The sequence below is a fragment of the Testudinibacter aquarius genome, from assembly GCF_004342725.1.
Taxonomy (GTDB): Bacteria; Pseudomonadota; Gammaproteobacteria; order Enterobacterales; family Pasteurellaceae; genus Chelonobacter; species Chelonobacter aquarius.
The window spans coordinates 1-1,002 of record NZ_SMCP01000024.1 but is presented as its reverse complement, the minus strand read 5'-3'; the positions used below and the strand labels follow the sequence as shown (position 1 = coordinate 1,002).

Sequence of the window (1,002 nt, the reverse complement as noted above, 5' to 3'; positions counted from 1 at the left end):
TTCAGACTGCTGACAAAGTCCTAGACATTTTGCTAGGACTTTGATCTAATAAGGAAAAGCCTTTTAAGGAGTTTCCGATGTTAAAGCCGCCTCCCTCTAATCAATCCAAACTCGAAATGGTCACGCTTGAACAACTCGTGCCGAAAGACCATTTAGTGCGTAAAATCGACCAAGCCATTGATTTTGAATTTATTCGCGATGAAGTGGCTCATCTCTATTGCCATAATAATGGTCGCCCCGCCATTGACCCGGTACGCCTGTTCAAAATGATGCTGCTCGGCTATATTTTCGGCATAAAGAGTGAACGTCAATTGGTCAAAGAAGTTGAAGTCAATATGGCGTATCGTTGGTTTCTCAGAATGACTATCACCGAAAAAGTCATTGATGCCAGCACCTTAAGCCAAAACCGTCTTCGTCGATTTAACGGTACTGACGTGTTTGAACGGATTTTTACGCACATTATTTTCCAAGCCATTGAGAAAGGCGTGGTGGGTGGCAAGCATTGGTTTACCGACAGTACGCATTTAAAAGCCAATGCCAACAAAAACAAAGCTACCAATGAACGGCGTGAGATTAAAGCCAGTGCTTATCTTGAGATGCTCAATGCCGACATTGATGTGGCAAGGCTGCGTGTCGGAAAAAAGCCTTTTGAGGTAAAAGAAGACGCGGAGCCTAAGCTAAAAAATACCAAAGTCAGCCGCACCGATGCTGAAAGCGGCTTTATGACACGCAACAACAAACCGCAAGGCTTCTTTTACCTCGACCACCGCACCGTTGATGGCAAGTGCGGTATTATTTTGGATACCTTTGTCACACCGGGCAATGTGAACGACAGCCAGCCTTATATCAGACGACTCGATGCTACCGCCAAACGCCTCGGCTTTAAGCCGAAGCAAGTCGGTCTTGATGCCGGTTACTTTACAGCCCCTGTGGCAGAAAGTCTTGAACGACGAGAGATTGCAGGCGTTTTCGGTTATCGTCGCCCACCGCGTACAAAAAATA

1 protein-coding gene is annotated in these 1,002 nt (G+C 46.0%); it reads left to right on the top strand.

Annotation, left to right across the window (positions count from 1 at the left end; genetic code table 11):
* Positions 1-77: 77 nt before the first annotated feature.
* The coding region (locus tag EDC16_RS12630) for an IS1182 family transposase (RefSeq protein WP_132968214.1) at positions 78-1,002 on the top strand (925 nt) is incomplete at its 3' end.